This window comes from Micromonospora sp. NBRC 110037 (genome assembly GCF_001652995.1).
Lineage (GTDB): Bacteria > Actinomycetota > Actinomycetes > Mycobacteriales > Micromonosporaceae > Micromonospora > Micromonospora chalcea.
Genome location: NZ_BBVA01000007.1, coordinates 164,242 through 181,218, shown reverse-complemented (window position 1 = coordinate 181,218; position 16,977 = coordinate 164,242). Strand labels below are relative to the sequence as shown.

General features: G+C 72.9%; 12 protein-coding genes and 1 tRNA gene. 8 read left to right on the top strand and 5 right to left on the bottom strand.

The window, feature by feature from the left end; genetic code table 11:
- Nucleotides 1–20 precede the first annotated feature (20 nt).
- The 5 genes from A4R25_RS21265 to A4R25_RS21245 form a co-directional block, all read right to left on the bottom strand.
- Nucleotides 21–995: a hypothetical protein gene (locus A4R25_RS21265; protein ID WP_231915596.1), complete on the bottom strand. Its 975-nt coding sequence runs from the start codon at nucleotides 993–995 to the stop codon at nucleotides 21–23.
- 158 nt (nucleotides 996–1,153) lie between these two features.
- Nucleotides 1,154–1,228: transfer RNA gene (locus A4R25_RS21260), tRNA-Arg, on the bottom strand.
- A 75-nt stretch (nucleotides 1,229–1,303) separates the two neighbouring features.
- Nucleotides 1,304–1,999, bottom strand: coding sequence for a winged helix-turn-helix domain-containing protein (locus tag A4R25_RS21255; RefSeq protein ID WP_064447847.1), 696 nt, complete (start codon nucleotides 1,997–1,999; stop codon nucleotides 1,304–1,306).
- Nucleotides 2,000–2,891: 892 nt separating this feature from the next.
- The gene (locus tag A4R25_RS21250; RefSeq protein WP_043328618.1) at nucleotides 2,892–3,566 is read right to left on the bottom strand and encodes a DUF305 domain-containing protein; all 675 of its coding nucleotides are present in this window, start codon (nucleotides 3,564–3,566) and stop codon (nucleotides 2,892–2,894) included.
- A 13-nt stretch (nucleotides 3,567–3,579) separates the two neighbouring features.
- On the bottom strand, nucleotides 3,580–4,416 hold the full coding sequence (locus A4R25_RS21245; RefSeq protein WP_043328620.1) for a DUF3105 domain-containing protein: 837 nt from the start codon (nucleotides 4,414–4,416) through the stop codon (nucleotides 3,580–3,582).
- A 99-nt stretch (nucleotides 4,417–4,515) separates the two neighbouring features.
- Here A4R25_RS21245 and argS point away from each other — a divergent pair, with 99 nt between their 5' ends.
- The 8 genes from argS to thrB all read left to right on the top strand — a co-directional run bounded on the left by argS (nucleotide 4,516) and on the right by thrB (nucleotide 16,724).
- Complete coding sequence (argS, locus tag A4R25_RS21240; protein WP_064447846.1) at nucleotides 4,516–6,183, top strand: arginine--tRNA ligase; 1,668 nt, start codon at nucleotides 4,516–4,518, stop codon at nucleotides 6,181–6,183.
- A 2-nt stretch (nucleotides 6,184–6,185) separates the two neighbouring features.
- On the top strand, nucleotides 6,186–7,571 hold the full coding sequence (gene lysA / locus A4R25_RS21235; RefSeq protein WP_043328622.1) for a diaminopimelate decarboxylase: 1,386 nt from the start codon (nucleotides 6,186–6,188) through the stop codon (nucleotides 7,569–7,571).
- Nucleotides 7,568–8,872: a homoserine dehydrogenase gene (locus A4R25_RS21230; RefSeq protein WP_043328623.1), complete on the top strand. Its 1,305-nt coding sequence runs from the start codon at nucleotides 7,568–7,570 to the stop codon at nucleotides 8,870–8,872. Before lysA ends, A4R25_RS21230 begins: the two co-directional genes overlap by 4 nt.
- Before the next feature lie 112 nt (nucleotides 8,873–8,984).
- On the top strand, nucleotides 8,985–10,034 hold the full coding sequence (gene thrC, locus A4R25_RS21225; protein WP_043328624.1) for a threonine synthase: 1,050 nt from the start codon (nucleotides 8,985–8,987) through the stop codon (nucleotides 10,032–10,034).
- Nucleotides 10,035–10,323: 289 nt separating this feature from the next.
- The gene (locus A4R25_RS21220; protein ID WP_064447845.1) at nucleotides 10,324–13,569 is read left to right on the top strand and encodes an efflux RND transporter permease subunit; all 3,246 of its coding nucleotides are present in this window, start codon (nucleotides 10,324–10,326) and stop codon (nucleotides 13,567–13,569) included.
- Between the two features lie 115 nt (nucleotides 13,570–13,684).
- A complete protein-coding gene (locus A4R25_RS21215) occupies nucleotides 13,685–14,503 on the top strand; it encodes a polysaccharide deacetylase family protein (RefSeq protein ID WP_064447844.1) in 819 nt (272 codons plus the stop codon).
- 9 nt (nucleotides 14,504–14,512) lie between these two features.
- Complete coding sequence (locus A4R25_RS21210) at nucleotides 14,513–15,757, top strand: MFS transporter (RefSeq protein ID WP_043328629.1); 1,245 nt, start codon at nucleotides 14,513–14,515, stop codon at nucleotides 15,755–15,757.
- A gap of 64 nt (nucleotides 15,758–15,821) precedes the next feature.
- A complete protein-coding gene (thrB, locus tag A4R25_RS21205; RefSeq protein WP_064447843.1) occupies nucleotides 15,822–16,724 on the top strand; it encodes a homoserine kinase in 903 nt (300 codons plus the stop codon).
- Nucleotides 16,725–16,977: the final 253 nt, after the last annotated feature.

The window sequence follows — 16,977 nt, the reverse complement described above, 5'->3', positions numbered from 1 at the left end:
GGCCAGGGCCCAGGTGACGATCATCGTCCAGATCGGGCGGGTCTCGGTGGCCGGGCGGCGGGCTCGCCCGCGTCCACCTCCCGCAGGATCCGCGCGGCGCGGGGCAGGTCGCCGCAGGCGGTTGCGCGGGCCGCGTTCGCCAGGGCCAGCCGGATGGCGCCGCCGGGGGAGGGGCTGCGCTCGTGCGCCCGCTGGGCCGCCGCCACCAGCTCGGCGGCGTCGGGGTGCCCGAACCGGGCCGCCAGCGACGCCAGCATGGTGAGCGTCCAGCTCCGCCCCGCGACGTCCAGCTCCTGGTTCAGCGCCCGCCCGAGGTACGTCAGGGACAGCGAGGGACGCTGGGTCGCGTAGTAGGCGCCGAGCCGCCCGAGCAGCATCGCCCGCTGGCGTGGCCCGTACCGGTCGGCGGCGACCTCCCGGTGCAGCATCCGCAGCGTCTCGTCCACCCGGCCCGCCAGGTAGAGGTTGTCGGCGACGTCGACCAGCCAGGCCAGGCGCGCCTCAGCCGCCCCGGGCGCGGGGGCGGCCAGCAGCAGATCAGCGGCCAGGCTGGGACCGACCGCCGGGTCGACCGCCAGCCGCGCGGCCAGCGCCGAGGCGGACCGGCTCACCGCCGGCAGGACCCGCAGCAGCTGCCGGGCCGCCTGGGCCGGGTGCCCGGCGTCGGCGAGCACCTCGGCCGCCGCCTCGCGCAGCGCCTGCCGCACCGAGGGCGGGGTGTCCCGCAGTACGTCGTCGCGCAACGCGATGGAAGACAGCCGCAGCCCGGCGGCGGTGTCGACGAGGAACCCGCGCGCGATCAGCTCCTCCACCGTCGCGTCGATCCGCTCGTCCGACGTGGTGCCGGTGTGCGCGGCCACCGCTTCGAGGAACCACAGCCCGCAAGGGGCGTCCGCGACGGCGACGGCGCGCATCATCGATCGGTGCGCGGTGGTCAGCGAGGAGGGTACGCCCGTGTGCATCTTGGGGCGGTTGGTCAACGGAGTCTCGGGCAACTGGCTCACCTTCGCAGGTGCTGGGGTTCGACCCGTTCACCGCGAGGTTAGCCACCTCGTGACCTGCCCATCCCCGAATTCGGGGACACTGCTGCGCACGCCGGGGACACGACGAAGGCCCCTGACCGGGCTGGTCAAGGGCCTTGCGATGACTGCTCTGGTGCCCCCGGCAGGATTCGAACCTGCGCTCCCGCCTCCGGAGGGCGGTGCTCTATCCCCTGAGCTACGGGGGCTCAGCGACCCGAGAAGAGTAGCAAACCCCCTCCCGGATCACCGAATCGGTACCCCGCGAGTCGATCTTCGTCGGATCAGGCGGCGGCGACGGCGCGACCACAGCTCGGCAGCGGATGCAGCACGACGCGCCGGGGCAGCCGACGGGGCCATTCGTTGCGCGGCCACGAGCCGTCCACGATCAGGTGCACCGTGCGCTCCTCGGCGCCGCTGAGCCGCAGCACGAAGTCCCGGGGCAGCGGCGGATCCACCGACGGCGTGGTGACCATGAACCGCACCCGTCCCCGCGACGAGACCGCCGAGACCACGTCGGCGGCGGGCATGGTGCCGCGCAGGCGTACCCGGCCGATCCAGTAGACCTCCGCGGCGTGCTCCTGGGCCGCCCGCGTGATCGTCGGGTACTCGCTGCGTACCCACCGCTCGACCGCGCTGACGCACAGGCCGCAGGCCCGCTCGCGCGGCTCGCGCGGCCCCAGACCCCAGGCCCGCAGGTACGCCCCGACGGTGCCGGCGTCCATCGCCAGCCCGAACCGGCGCTCGATGAGGGCGGTCAGGCTCTGCCGTGTCCAGAGCTCCTCGTCGAGGCCGAACTCGTCGGGGTGGACCCCCCGGAGCACGTCGATGAGTTCGAGTTCCTGTTCGCGGCTGAGCGTTCCCGGCTCGCCCTGCCGCAGTCCGCGACGGACGGCTGCCACCGCTCCGTCACCGCCGATGGTGTGGCGTCGGCACCAGCTGGTCACCGACCGCCCTGCGTCTCTGAGTGCAACCCCCACGTCTTGGGCAACGAGCCCGAATCGCAACTGGTCACGATATGTGGGTAGAAAACTCTCCAACCCCCACAATGACCCGTTAACCCCAAACCGTTACAAACCCCCAAACCGGGATGTATCGCCCCCGGCCCCAACCTTCGACGTGGCCTCTCCGTCCCACCTCGACCGGCCCGCCTGCCCCGAACACATCACCCCGGGTCACGAGCCCACCCTTGATCGACTCCATCTCGCCGAAGTGGTTGCATCCCACCCACCCTGATCTCGCCACCTCCCCGAGCTGGAGTGGATCAAGGGCAGGGATGCCGCCACCTCCCCGAGCTGGTGTCGATCAAGCACCGAGCCGGAAGCGCGGGTACGCGAGGCGGGCGGGGTGCCCGGTCGGGCCGGCCTTCGGCCACCAGCCGACCCTCGGCACGGCCACCCCGTCCCACCTCGTCCTACCTCGACCGGCCAGCCTGCCCGAGCACATCACCCTGCTCTTGATCCACTCCACCTCGCCGAAGTGGTTGCATCCCACCCACCTTGACCCCGCCACCTCCCCGAACTGGTGTCGATCAAGGGCGGGGATAACGCCATCTCCCCGAGCTGGAGTGGATCAAGAGCGGGGAGGCGGCCGCTTCCCCGAGCTGGTGTCGATCAAGAGCCAGACCGGAAGCGCGGACGCGCGAGGCGGGCGAGGATGCCCTGTCGGTCCGACCCGGGCCGTCCTCACCAATCCTCCCGCGATCTTGCACTTGCGGCCCTCGCGTAACGGGGCGAATCCGGCATGGCCGGGGCAGTAACTGCAAGATCGCCGGGGCGGGCGGGCGGGCGGGTGAGGGCGGGGACGGGGGAGGCCCGGTGCCCCTGGGAAGGGGGACCGGGCCTCGGGGGTCGTGCGGGGTGGCGGGTGGTGTTACGGGGTGCCGCCCAGGCGCTTCAGCGCCGCGCTCAGGTTGGTCAGGTCGTTCTGCTGCGTGTTCTTCATGACCTGCGCGACCGCCAGCACGTCGTCGTCACGCCCCTGCTCGAGGATGCCGTCGATCATGTGCACGCCGCCGATGTGGTGGCGGATCATCATCTGCAGGAAGAGCACGTCGAACTCGCGGCCGCTCGCGGCGCGCAGCTTCGCCATCTCCTCCGGCGTGGCCATGCCCGGCATCAGGCCGTCCTTGATCAGCCCGCCGCCGTCCTTCATCCACGCCATCGGCGCCTGCCCGCCGGTCGGGTCCAGCTTCCAGGACCGCAGCCAGGTCTGCATGGTGCCGATCTCGCCCTGCTGGCCGGTGGCGATGTCCACGCCGACCTGGCGTACCTCAGGGTCCTGCCCCTGGTTGAACGCGAGCAGCCCCATGGCCACGGCCTGGTTGTGGTGGGCGGTCATGTCCCGGGCGAACCCGGCCTCCGCCGAGTTCTCACCCGGCCGGGTGAGCGTGGGGGTGAGCAGACCGCCGGCGTACCCGAGGAGCAGCCCGACCACGAGGGCGGCGACCACCGCCGGCAGGCCGTAGCGGCGCATCGCGCCCCGGCCGCCCTGGTCGGCGGCCGGAGCCTCGTCCAGCTCGCTGTCGGTGGTCACCGGAGCGGTCATCGCGGCGTCGTCCTTACTGGGTGGGCTGCTGGGGCATGGTGTTCTGCAGGTTGTCGCGCGGAGCGGTGCCGGTGGCCGTGACGCCCTGGTCGCAGAGCGCGTTCGGGCCCTCGATGGAGGCGTTCACCCGCAGCGTCTTGATGAAGTCGTCGATGCGGCCGTCGTCGGCGTTGTCGACCTTGAGCTGGTAGCCCCAGGCCTGCAGCGAGATCGGCTTGTCCAGCCCCTCGAACGGGCTGAGCATCAGCTTCTCCTTGCCCTGCACCTTGCTCTTGAGCTTCTCCACCTGGTCGGCGGGCAGGTCCGGGCGGTAGGTGATCCAGACCGTGCCGTGCTCCAGGCTGTGCACCGCGTGCTCGTTGGCGATCGGGGCGTCGTAGACGTCACCCATGCAGTTCTGCCAGGCCTGGTTGTGCGGGCCGCCGACCGGCGGGAGGACGTCGTACTTGATCGCGCCGGGCTGGTGGTTGCCGCCCTTGACCAGGTCCTTGTCCTTCTCGCGGTAGTCGACGATGCCGTTGATCGCCTGGGCCCGCTTCTCCCACGGCTGGCCGCCCTGGTAGACCGCCCAGGCGCCGACGCCGATGATGCCCACGGCCAGCACGCCGACCGCGACGAACAGGGCGATCGGGCCCCACGAGCGACCCTGGCTCACCTTCACCGGGGCGATCGGCTTGCGGCCCTTGCCGCCGGCACCGGGCCGTGGCGTGCCCTTGCCGCCCCCGGCCTTGCCCGCGCCGGCCTTCGCGGCTGGCTTGTCGGCAGCCGCGGGCCGGCCGGCGGCCGGCTTCTTGCCGGTGCTGACCACGGTGGGACGGCGCTCCGGGCCGCCCGGGGTGCTGATGCTCATCGTGCCTCGTCAGGTCGGTCGGTCAGGGGGACCGCGGGGCCGGTTCACATGCTGGGTCGCCGCCGCGGTGCCCGAGTCTACCCCCGATAACATGGATCAGTGACTCCCGCAGAACTCGCCGAGGTCGTCCTCGCCGCAGCCCACGCCGTCTTCGACGAGCGCGGGCTGGACCGCGCCGCGCTGCCCGCGCAGACCACCGTCGAGCGACCCCGTAACCCGGATCACGGCGACTACGCCTCGACGCTGGCGCTCCAGCTCAGCAAGAAGGTGGGCGTACCCCCGCGGGAACTGGCGACCGCGCTGGCCGACGAGCTGGCCAAGGCGCCGGGGGTCAAGTCGGTGGAGATCGCCGGGCCGGGCTTCCTGAACGTCCGCCTCGACGCGGCCGCCGCCGGTCAGCTCGCCAAGCTCATCGTCGAGGCCGGCCCGGCGTACGGGAGCAGCGACACCCTCGCCGGGCAGCGGATCAACCTGGAGTTCGTCTCGGCGAACCCGACCGGCCCGGTGCACATCGGCGGGGTCCGCTGGGCGGCCGTCGGTGACGCGCTCAGCCGACTGCTGCGCGCCACCGGCGCCGAGGTCGGCACGGAGTACTACTTCAACGACGCCGGCTCCCAGATCGACCGGTTCGCCCGCTCGCTGCTGGCCGCCGCGCAGGGCCAGCCCGCGCCGGAGGACGGCTACGGCGGCGCGTACATCGCGGAGATCGCCGCCGAGGTGGTCCGCCGCCGGCCGGACGTGCTCGACCTCACCCCGGACGCCGCCGAGGAGGTCTTCCGGACCGAGGGCGTCCAGCTCATGTTCGCCGAGATCAAGTCCTCGCTGCGCGACTTCGGTGTGGAGTTCGACACCTACTTCAACGAGAAGGACCTGCACGACCAGGGCGCGCTGGACGCGGCGCTGGCCCGGCTGCGGGAGCAGGGGCACGTCTTCGAGTCCGAGGGCGCGACCTGGCTGCGCACCACCGAGTTCGGCGACGACAAGGACCGGGTGCTGCGCAAGTCCAACGGCGAGTGGACGTACTTCGCCGCCGACTGCGCCTACTACCTGAACAAGCGGGAGCGCGGCTTCGACCGGGTCGTGATCATGCTGGGCGCCGACCACCACGGCTACATCGGCCGGATGAAGGCGATGTCGGCCTGCTTCGGCGACGACCCGGCGCGCAACCTGGAGATCCTCATCGGCCAGCTGGTCAACCTGGTCCGCGACGGCGCCCCGGTGCGGATGAGCAAGCGGGCCGGCACCGTGGTCACGCTGGAGGACCTGGTCGACGCGATCGGCGTGGACGCGGCCCGGTACGCGCTGGCCCGCTACTCGGCCGACTCGCCCATCGACATCGACGTGGAGCTGTGGACCCGGGCGAAGAACGACAACCCGGTCTACTACGTCCAGTACGTCGCGGCGCGTACCGCCGGGGTGGCCCGCAACGCGGCCGAGATCGGGCTGACCCGGGGTGACGCCGCCGCGTTCCAGCCCGAGCTGCTCGGCCACGACAAGGAGAACGAGCTGCTCAAGGCGCTCGCCGAGTTCCCCGCGGTGGTGGCCACCGCCGCCGAGCTGCGGGAGCCGCACCGGGTGGCGCGCTACCTGGAGGAGAGCGTCGCGCAGGCGTACCACCGGTTCTACGACAACTGCCGGATCGCCCCGCAGGGCGACGAGAAGATCACCGACACCCACCGGGCGCGGCTCTGGCTCAACGACGCGACCCGGGTGGTCATCGCCAACGGCCTGCGCCTGCTCGGGGTGTCCGCGCCGGAGCGGATGTAGTCATGCGGGCGCATGAGGCAGGAGCGCTGCACGGCGAGATCGGCAGCCGGGGGCCGGCCTGGCTGCGTACCCCGGTCGACGTCAACGCCCTGGTGCCGCAGCTGTGGCCGCGCAACGTGGTGCGCGGCCCGGCCGGCGCGCTGACCGTCGCGGGCCTGGACGTCCGCGACCTGGCCGCCGAGTACGGCACCCCGGCGTACGTGCTGGACGAGGACGACCTGCGCGAGCGCTGCCGCGAGTTCCGCGCGGCCTTCCCGGACGCGGACGTCTACTACGCCGGCAAGGCCTTCCTGTGCCGCGCGGTGGTCCGGATGATCGCCGAGGAGGGCCTGTTCCTCGACGTCTGCACCGGCGGTGAGCTGGCCACCGCGCTGTCGGCCGGGATGCCGGCGGAGCGGATCGGCTTCCACGGCAACAACAAGTCGGTCGCCGAGCTGACCCGGGCGGTCGACGCCGGGGTGGGGCGGATCATCGTCGACTCGTTCACCGAGATCGACCGGCTCTCCGAGCTGGCCCGCGAGCGCGGGGTACGCCCGAAGGTGCTGGTCCGGGTCACCGTCGGCGTGGAGGCGCACACCCACGAGTTCATCGCCACCGCGCACGAGGACCAGAAGTTCGGCTTCTCGCTCGCCGGCGGCGCCGCCGCGGCGGCCGCGTTCAAGATCCTCGACGAGGACGTGCTGGAGCTGCGCGGCCTGCACTCGCACATCGGCTCGCAGATCTTCGACGCCAGCGGCTTCGAGGTGTCCGCCCGCCGGGTGCTCGCGCTCCAGTCGCAGATCCGCGACGCCCGCGGCGTGGAGCTGCCCGAGCTGGACCTGGGTGGCGGCTTCGGCATCGCGTACACCACCCAGGACGACCCGGCGTCGCCGCACGACCTGGCGAAGCGCCTGCGCAAGATCGTCGACGGGGAGTGCGCGGCGGAGAACCTCGCCGTGCCGCACCTGTCGGTCGAGCCGGGCCGCGCGATCGTCGGCCCGGCCGTGTTCACGCTCTACCAGGCCGGGACCGTGAAGGACGTGGACGGCCTGCGCACCTACGTGAGCGTGGACGGGGGGATGAGCGACAACATCCGTACCGCGCTCTACGACGCCTCGTACTCGGCCACGATGGCGAACCGCACGTCGACGGCGCAGCCGATGCTCGCCCGCGTGGTGGGAAAGCATTGTGAGTCCGGGGACATCGTGGTGAAGGATGAATTTCTGCCCGCCGACGTGCAGCCCGGAGATCTTGTTGCGGTGCCCGGCACCGGGGCGTACTGCCGGAGCATGGCCAGCAACTACAACCATGTCCCGCGGCCCCCGGTCGTCGCCGTCCGTGACGGTCGGGCGCGGCTGATCGTCCGCCGGGAGACCGAAGACGACCTGCTGGCATTGGATGTGGGATGACCTCACCGGTTCGCTTGGCGCTGCTCGGCTGTGGCACGGTCGGTAGCGACGTGGTCCGACTGCTGCACGAGCAGTCGGCCGACCTCGCCGCCCGGATCGGCGCCCCGCTGGAGATCGCCGGGATCGCCGTACGCCGGCTCGGCCGTGACCGCGGCGACCTGCCGGTCGACCCGGCGCTGTTCACCACCGACGCGCTCGGGCTGATCAAACGCGACGACGTGGACGTGGTGGTCGAGGTGGTCGGCGGCATCGAGCCGGCCCGCGGTTGGCTCGTCGAGGCGCTGCGCGCGGGCAAGAGCGTGGTCACCGCCAACAAGGCGCTGCTCGCCGAGGACGGCGCGACGCTGCACGACGCCGCCGCCGAGGGCGGCGCCGACCTCTACTACGAGGCGAGCGTCGCCGGGGCGATCCCGCTGCTGCGCCCGCTGCGCGAGTCGCTGCACGGCGACCGGATCACCCGGGTCACCGGCATCGTGAACGGCACCACCAACTTCATCCTCTCCGCCATGGACGCCACCGGCGCCGGCTTCGCCGAGGCGCTGGAGGAGGCCACCGAGTTGGGGTACGCCGAGGCGGACCCGACGGCCGACGTGGAGGGCTTCGACGCCGCCGCCAAGGCCGCCATCCTCGCCTCGCTGGCGTTCCACACCCGGGTGACCGCCGCCGACGTGCACCGCGAGGGCATCACCGAGGTGACCGCCGCCGACGTGGCCAGCGCCAAGGCCATGGGCTGCACGATCAAGCTGCTCTGTATCGCCGCCCGGGGCGTCGACCCGGAGGGCCGGGAGACGGTGAACGTCCGGGTGCACCCGGCGATGATCCCGCTGACCCACCCGCTCGCGAGCGTCGGCGACGCGTTCAACGCGGTGTTCGTCGAGGCCGACGCGGCCGGGCAGCTCATGTTCTACGGCCGGGGCGCCGGTGGCGCGCCCACCGCCAGCGCGGTGCTCGGCGACGTGGTGGCGGTGGCCCGCAACCGTCTCGCCGGGGTACGCGCGGCGAGCGAGTCGGCGTACGCCGACCTGTCGGTGCGGCCGATGGGCGAGGCGCTCACCCGCTACCACATCAGCCTCGACGTGGCCGACCGCCCGGGTGTGCTGGCCGGGGTGGCGGGGGTCTTCGCCCGGCACGAGGTGTCCATCGCCACGGTGCGGCAGGGCCCGGCCGGCGGCGACGCGGAACTGGTTATCGTCACCCACGTCGCGCCCGACGCCGCGCTCGCGGCCACCGTCCGTGAGCTGCGCGGACTGGACATCGTCCGCTCGGTGACGAGCGTGCTGCGGGTGGAGGGCGGCGCGTAACCGGCGCGTCCCGCCTGATGGTTAAGGCAGGGTGTGCCGGTGGCCGGCCGGGCAGGCTGGTCCACGCTGTTGGCAGGCCCCGGAGCGGGGCGACAGAGGCGAGGAGCGCGACATGTGGCGGGGACTGATCGAGGCGTACCGGGACCGGCTGCCGGTCACCGACGCGACTCCCGTCGTCACCCTGCACGAGGGCAACACGCCGCTGCTGCCGGCACCGGTGCTCTCCGCCCGGGTCGGCGCGGACGTCTGGCTCAAGGTCGAAGGGGCCAACCCGACCGGCTCGTTCAAGGACCGGGGCATGACGGTCGCCGTCTCCAAGGCCGTCGAGGCCGGTGACAAGGCGATCATCTGCGCGTCCACCGGCAACACCAGCGCTTCCGCCGCCGCGTACGCGGCCCGCGCCGGGATCACCTGCGCGGTGCTGGTGCCGCAGGGCAAGATCGCGCTGGGCAAGCTGGCCCAGGCGCTCGTGCACGGCGCGAAGCTGCTCCAGGTGCAGGGCAACTTCGACGACTGCCTCGGGCTGGCCGGCAAGCTCGCCCAGGACTACCCGGTCGCGCTGGTCAACTCCGTCAACATCGACCGGCTGCACGGCCAGAAGACCGCCGCCTTCGAGATCGTCGAGGCGCTCGGCGACGCGCCCGACATCCACTGCCTGCCGGTCGGCAACGCCGGCAACATCACCGCGTACTGGATGGGCTACTCCGAGGACCTGCGCGACGGCAACGCCACGAAGGCCCCCCGGATGTACGGCTTCCAGGCCGCCGGCGCGGCCCCCATCGTCACCGGCCAGGTGGTGCCGGAGCCGTCCACGATCGCCACCGCCATCCGGATCGGCAACCCGGCGAGCTGGACCAAGGCCCTCGACGCGCGGGACGCCTCCGGCGGCCTGATCTCCGCCGTCACCGACCGGGAGATCCTGTCGGCGTACCGGCTGCTGGCCCGCGAGGTGGGCGTCTTCGTGGAGCTGGGCAGCGCGGCCAGCGTCGCCGGTCTGCTCCAGCAGGCCGCCGCCGGCAAGGTGCCGGCCGGGTCGCGGGTGGTCTGCACGGTCACCGGGCACGGTCTGAAGGACCCGGAGTGGGCCATCTCGACCGCGCCCGCGCCGGTGACGATCGCCAACGACGCGCTGGCCGCCGCGCGCTCCCTCGACCTGGTCTGATCCCTCCGTCTCCCGCGGTGTTCCCGGACCGGCCGGCGCCCTCCGCGCTCGACCCATGCCAGTTCGGGGAGGTGGCGGTATCCCCGTCCTTGATCGACACCAGTTCGGGGAGGTGGCGGGATCGGAGGGGGTGGGATGCAACCACTTCGGCGAAGTGGAGTCGATCAAGGCGGGCGCGGGCGACCCTCAAGCACGGCAATGTCATCGGCTGGGGCGGATGCCGGGAGTGTCGGGCCGTGCGGCAGACTCAGGGCCCCGCAAACCCCCTCTTCAGGAGTGAGTAACGCCGATGTCGCTGCTCGCCAGATTCAGTCTCGCCAACCGGGGCCTGATCGCCCTCGTCGCGTTGGTGACGACGGCGTTCGGGCTGTTCGCCGTGCCGTCGCTGAAGCAGCAGCTCCTGCCGTCGCTGGAGTTTCCCGCCGCGTTCATCGTGGCGACGTACCCGGGCGCCGCGCCGGAGATCGTCGAAGCCCAGGTCGCCGAGCCGATCGAGAACAGCCTCAAGGGCATACCGGGCCTGGACACGGTCACCTCGACCTCGCGCGAGGGCTCGGCCACGGTCCAGGTGCAGTACGAGTTCGGCACCGACCTGGACGACGTGGTCAACAAGATGGAGACCGCGCTCAACCGGATCGACGCCCAGTTGCCCGAGGGCGTCGACCCGCAGGTGATCGCCGGCAGCACCGACGACCTGCCCGCCGTGGTGGTCGCCGCGACCGGTGACGGCGACGAGCGGGCGCTGGCCGAGAAGCTGCGTACCGCCGTCGTGCCGGAGCTGGAGGCGCTGGACGGCGTCCGGTCGGTGGACGTCACCGGCGCCCGGGACCAGATCGTGACGATCACGCCGGACCCGGCGAAGCTCGCCGCCGCCCGGGTGGCGCCGACCGCCATCGCGTCGGCGCTCAAGAGCAACGGTGTGGCGGTGCCGGCGGGCGCGCTCGCCGACGGCGACCGGTCGCTGCCGGTGCAGGTGGGCACGCCGATCCGTACGCTCGACGACCTGCGCGGCATCGTGCTCACCACGGCGCCCGCCGCCCCGGTACGCCTCGGCGACGTCGCAGCGGTGGAGCAGCAGCTCGCCCCGGCGACCTCGTTGACCCGTACCAACGGCAAGCCCAGCCTGGGAATCGCGGTGACGGCCGCTCCGGACGGCAACGCGGTGGAGATCTCGCACGAGATCCGGGACCGGCTGGACGAGCTGGGTGACGCCGCGGGCGCCGAGCTGACAGTGGTCTTCGACCAGGCACCGTTCGTCGAGAAGTCCATCGAGAGCCTGACCACCGAGGGCCTGCTGGGCCTGGTCATGGCGGTCGTGGTGATCCTGGTGTTCCTGCTGTCGGTGCGTTCCACGGTGGTCACCGCGGTGTCCATCCCGCTGTCGGTGCTGGTCGCGCTGATCGTGCTCTGGTCCGGCGACTACTCGCTCAACCTGCTCACCCTGGGCGCGCTGACCATCGCGGTGGGCCGGGTGGTGGACGACTCCATCGTGGTGCTGGAGAACATCAAACGGCACCTGGAGTACGGCGAGCCGAAGCGGGACGCGATTCTCACCGCGGTCCGCGAGGTGGCCGGCGCGGTGACCGCGTCCACGCTCACCACTGTCGCCGTGTTCGCGCCGATCGCCCTGGTGGGCGGCTTCGTCGGGCAGCTCTTCGCCCCGTTCGCGATCACCGTGACGGTGGCGCTGCTCGCCTCGCTGCTGGTGTCGCTCACTGTCATCCCGGTGCTGGCGTACTGGTTCCTGCGGCCGCGCGGCGGCGCCGACGACGCCGCGGCCCGGCGGGAGGCCGAGGAGAAGGAGCTGCGCAACCCGCTGCAGCGGGCGTACCTGCCGGTGATCGACTTCGCCACCCGCTCCCGGAAGACCCGGTGGGCGACCGTCGGCCTGGGCCTGCTGGTGCTCCTGGGCACGTTCGGGCTGGCACAGAAGCTGGAGACGAACTTCCTGGACGACTCGGGCCAGGACACGCTCGCCATCCGGCAGGAGATGCCGGCCGGCACCTCGCTCGCCGGCACCGACCGGGCCGCCGCGCGGATCGAGGAGGTGCTGCGGCGTACCCCCGGGGTGGAGACCTACCAGGTCAGCGCCGGTGGTGGCGACAACCCGTTCGCCGGCGGCGGCAGCGACCGGGCCACCTGGTCGCTGTCGCTCTCCGACGACACCGACGCCGCGACGGTACGCCAGGGTCTGCGCAAGGAGTTCGACGCGCTCGGCCCGGAGGTGGGCGAGCTGACGTTCGGCGGCGGGCAGAACGCCTCGGCCAACCAGGTCGAGGTGGTGGTGCAGGCCGCCGACCAGGAGACGCTGACCCGGGCGGCCGAGGCGGTACGTGCCGCGATGGCCGACACGCCGGGCGTGGAGGACGTCACCAGCAGCCTGGCCACGCGGGTGCCCCGCGTCGAGGTGACTGTGGACCGGGTCGCCGCGGCCCGCGCCGGGCTCACCGAGGCGGCCGTCGGGCAGCTCGTCGCGCAGGTGTACCGGGGTGCGCCGCTGGGCCAGGTCACGCTCGACGGCACGGCCCAGACCGTGGTCCTGAGCAGCGGCGCCCGGCCGCCGCTGACCGTGGCGGAGCTGCGGGCACTGCCGGTCGGCGCGGTGCCGCTGGACGCGATCGCGGACGTCAACCAGGTCGAGGGTCCGCAGCAGGTGACCCGGATCGACGGCGAGCGCAGCGTCTCGGTCACCGGCACGGCGACCGGCTCGAACCTCGGCGCCACCACGCAGGAGCTGCAGAAGCGGCTGGACGCGCTGGACGTGCCGGGCGCCACGTACGAGATCGGCGGCGTCAGCGCCGACCAGGCGGACGCGTTCGCGGACCTCGGGCTCGCGGTGCTGGCCGCCATCGCGATCGTCTTCCTGATCATGGTGGCCACGTTCCGCAGCCTCACCCAGGCGCTGATCCTGCTGATCTCGGTGCCGTTCGCGGCGACCGGGGCGATCGGGCTGCTGCTGGTCACCGGGACGCCGCTGGGCGTGCCGGCGCTGATCGGCGTGCTCATGCTCGTCGGCATCGTGGTGACGAACGCGATCGTGCTGCTGGATCTGATCAACCAGTACCGGGCGCAGGGCATGGACGTGACCGAGGCCGTGGTGGAGGGCGGCCGGCGCCGGCTGCGGCCGATCCTGATGACAGCCGTCGCGACGATCTTCGCGTTGCTGCCGATGGCGCTCGGCCTGACCGGTGAGGGCGGCTTCATCTCCAAGCCGCTGGCGATCGTGGTGATCGGCGGCCTGCTCAGCTCGACGTTGTTGACGCTGGTGCTGGTGCCGACGCTCTACACGATGGTGGAGCACACCAAGGGCTCGTTCCGGGCCCGGCGCCGGGGCGCGGCGGCGCCGGTCGAGCCGGAGCCGGCGGCCGATCCGGTGCCGGTGCCGGTCGGCGGCGGCGAGGAGCGCGTCGAGGAGCGGGCTCAGGTCGCGCCGCCACCGGCCCGCCCGTCGGGCGCGCTGATCGACGGTACGGACCAGTTCGAGGTGCTCCGCCTGCCCAAGAGCCGCCGTTCCCCGCTTCCCCCCACCGAGTGACGGGTCGGGAGGGGCCCGCGCGGCCCCTCCCGACACCTCGACGCACGGGACACACCAGAAGCGCATCCGGCGGTACGCTCGGTGAGCTGATGCCTACTTTCGGTGCGGGGGCGCGATGGGGGTCGCGGGCCAGTGGAATCGACGTACCGTGCTGCGCCGGTCCGCGCTGCTGTTGGGCGGCGCCGCGCTCGGCTCCGCCGCCACCGTGGAGAGCACCTGGGTGGCCGACCGCCGCCTCCCGCTGGCGGGCGGCCCGGCCAGCGCCACGCTCGGCAACCGCCACCAGGACGTCGGTCGCGGCGGGGTCCAGGTCGTCTGGGGCGTACGCACCGACGAACCCCTGGTGGCGCTCACCTTCGACGACGGCCCCCGCCCACAGTGGACCCCGATGGTGCTGGACACGCTGGCCGAGCACCGGGTGCCGGCCACCTTCTTCCTGGTCGGTGAGCGGGCGCGCCGGCACGCCCCGCTGGTCCGGGACCGGATGGACGGCCACGAGGTCGGCAACCACAGCTGGGCGCACCGCGACCTGGCCCGGATGGACGCCGCGACGGTCTACGACGACCTGCGCCGCAGCCACGACGCGATCACCGCGGCCACCGGATCGTCCCCGCGACTGCTCCGCCCGCCCTGGGGACATCTGGGCGGCGCGGTGCTGTACGCCTCGGCCCGGCTGGACTACCGGCTGGTGCTGTGGACGCTGCAGATGGTCGAGAGCGAGTTCCCGCACGACCCGGCCGGGCACGCCCGGCGGATCGTGGCCGACGTGCGCCCCGGCACGATCGTGCTCGGGCACGACGTGGGCGACGACCGGCGGCTGGTCGCGCTCCGCGGCCTGCCCGACATGATCGACGGGTTGCGGGCCCGGGGATACACCTTCGTCACGGTCTCCGACCTGCTGCGCCGAGCTGCCGGTGGGGGAGCGGCCCGATAGGGTGCCCGCGTGTCGCCCACCCTCTCCGTCCTCGTCCGCAACCGCGACTTCCGCCATCTGTTCATCGCCGAGCTGGTCGTGTTCGGCGCGGACTGGTTCGTCATGGTGCCGCTGCTGGTGCTGCTGCCGGAGCTGACCGGCAGCGGGGTGTGGGGCGCGCTGGTGCTGGCCGTGGACACCGGCACCACCGCGTTGCTGCTGCCGTACGCCGGGACCGTGGCCGACCGGTTCGACCGCCGCAAGGTGATGATGGCGGCGAACATCGCGGCCCTGGCCGGTGTCCTGCTGCTGCTCGGTGTGCGCGGCGCCGGCACGGCCTGGCTGGCGCTGGCGGCGATCGCGCTGGTGGCGGTGGCGAAGGCCTTCTACTCGCCGGCCGCCCAGGCCGCGCTGCCCAACGTGGTCGACCCGGCGGACCTGGCGGCGGCGAACGCGGTCGCCGGCTCGGCCTGGGGCACCATGACAGTGGTCGGCGCTTCACTCGGCGGCATCCTGAGCGCCGCGTACGGCCCGTACGCCAGCTTCTGGGTGGCCGCCGCGGGCCTGCTCGCCGCGTTCGGCCTGGCCGCGCTGATCCGCCGGCCCCTGCAGGCGCCGCGCGACCCGGCGGCGGCCGTGCCGCGCACGTGGGCGGCGATCCGGGAGGCGCTGCGCTACATCGTCCAGCGTCCGCGCGTGCTCGCGCTGGTCACCGTGAAGTCGGCGGTCGGCCTCGGCAACGGCGTGCTGACCGTCTTCCCGCTGCTCGCCGGCGTGTACGGCGTCGGCCCGGTCGGCGCGGGCCTGCTCTTCGCCGCCCGGGGCGCCGGGGCCCTGGTCGGTCCGATCCTGATGCGCCGGGTGCTCAGCAACCGGGCCTGGCTGCTTACCGGTCTGGCGCTGTCCATGTCGCTGTACGGCCTGGCCTATCTGGGCGCGTCGGTGGTGTCCTGGTTCCCGCTGGTGCTGGTCCTGGTCTTCCTGGCCCACCTGGGCGGCGGCAGCAACTGGGTGCTGTCCAACTACGCGTTGCAGGGCGAGGTGCCGGACCGGCTGCGCGGCCGGGTCTTCGCCACCGACATGATGCTGGCCACGCTCGCCATCGCGGTGAGCCAGCTGGTCGTGGCGCTCGTGGTGGACCGGGTGGACGAGCGCACCGTGCTGGTCGGTTGCGGCCTGGCCACCGTCGTCTACGCGCTCGGCTGGCGGTTCGCCACCCGGCGGCTCTCGCTCACCGACCCGGTCGACGCGCCGACCCCGGAGCGCACCGGCTGACACGCCGGTCCCACGCTCCGGGCGGTCCGGCCGGGCTGTCGGGGTGACGTCCTAGCATGAGCCGGTGCCGACGACCTTCCTCCCCGGCCCGGTCCGGGTCCGGGTGCCCGCGACCAGCGCCAACCTGGGCCCCGGCTTCGACGCGCTCGGCCTGGCGCTGGGCCGCCACGACGACGTCACGGCCGAGGTGACCGGCGGCGGCGTGCGAGTGGCGGTCACCGGCGAGGGTGCCGGTGAGCTGCCGGCGGACGAGCGGCACCTGATCGTGACCGCCATGCGGGCCACCTTCGACGTGCTCGGCGCGCAGCCGGCCGGCCTGGCGCTGGAGTGCGAGAACCGCATTCCCCAGGCGCGTGGGCTCGGCTCGTCCTCGGCCGCGATCGTGGCCGGGGTGCTGGCGGCCCGCGCCCTGGTTGCAGACGGCGAGCAGCGGATGGACGACGACGCCGCGCTGCGGTTGGCCGCCGAGCTGGAGGGGCATCCGGACAATGTCGCGCCCTGCCTGCTCGGGGGCTTCACGATCGCCTGGACGGAGCCGGGCGGCGCGCGGGCGGTGTCGCTGCCGGTGGCGCCGGCCGTGCGCCCGACCGTCTTCGTACCCGCCGAGCGGGGCCTGACCTCGGTGGCCCGGGCCGCCCTGCCGGCCACCGTGCCGCACGCCGACGCGGCGCTCAACGCGGGCCGGGCGGCCCTGCTGGTGCACGCGCTGACCACCGATCCGGCGCTGCTGCTGCCGGCCACCGTCGACCGGCTGCACCAGGAGCAGCGGGCGTCCGGGATGCCCGCCACCGCGGCGCTCGTCGGCGCGCTGCGTGCGGCTGGTGTGGCGGCTGTGGTCAGTGGGGCGGGGCCGACGGTGCTGGCGCTTTCCCAGGTCCCGGTGGGATTTGAGCCGGGAACAGATTGGCGCCGGTGGGAGTTGCCGATAGATGTCAGCGGTGCCCGGGTCATCCGGGGTAGACTTTGACACGCCGAGCGGGGCCCTGTTGCCGCAGGTCGGAAGAGTTGATTACGCTCTAGACCTAGCACAGCCGCGAAGCATGCGATCTTCCTGCGGTTCGGCGCACCCCCGAAGCTCTCGGCGGTCAGCCCGTCACCCCTGCCCAAGGCCCACGCCGCACCGCAGTTTCCACAGGTCGCCGCAGGCGGCGAGACCTGCTCACCGATGGTGGTGAGTCGGGAAACCACCGGCTGCTGTGTCACAGACTCCCGCGACGCGT

Excerpts from the sequence above, each read along its gene's own strand:
- A4R25_RS21250 (WP_043328618.1), bottom strand. The coding sequence starts at position 3,566 with ATGACCGCTCCGGTGACCACCGACAGCGAGCTGGACGAGGCTCCGGCC.
- A4R25_RS21245 (WP_043328620.1), bottom strand. The coding sequence starts at position 4,416 with ATGAGCATCAGCACCCCGGGCGGCCCGGAGCGCCGTCCCACCGTGGTC.
- lysA (WP_043328622.1), top strand. The coding sequence starts at position 6,186 with ATGCGGGCGCATGAGGCAGGAGCGCTGCACGGCGAGATCGGCAGCCGG.
- A4R25_RS21230 (WP_043328623.1), top strand. The coding sequence starts at position 7,568 with ATGACCTCACCGGTTCGCTTGGCGCTGCTCGGCTGTGGCACGGTCGGT.
- thrC (WP_043328624.1), top strand. The coding sequence starts at position 8,985 with ATGTGGCGGGGACTGATCGAGGCGTACCGGGACCGGCTGCCGGTCACC.
- A4R25_RS21220 (WP_064447845.1), top strand. The coding sequence starts at position 10,324 with ATGTCGCTGCTCGCCAGATTCAGTCTCGCCAACCGGGGCCTGATCGCC.
- A4R25_RS21215 (WP_064447844.1), top strand. The coding sequence starts at position 13,685 with ATGGGGGTCGCGGGCCAGTGGAATCGACGTACCGTGCTGCGCCGGTCC.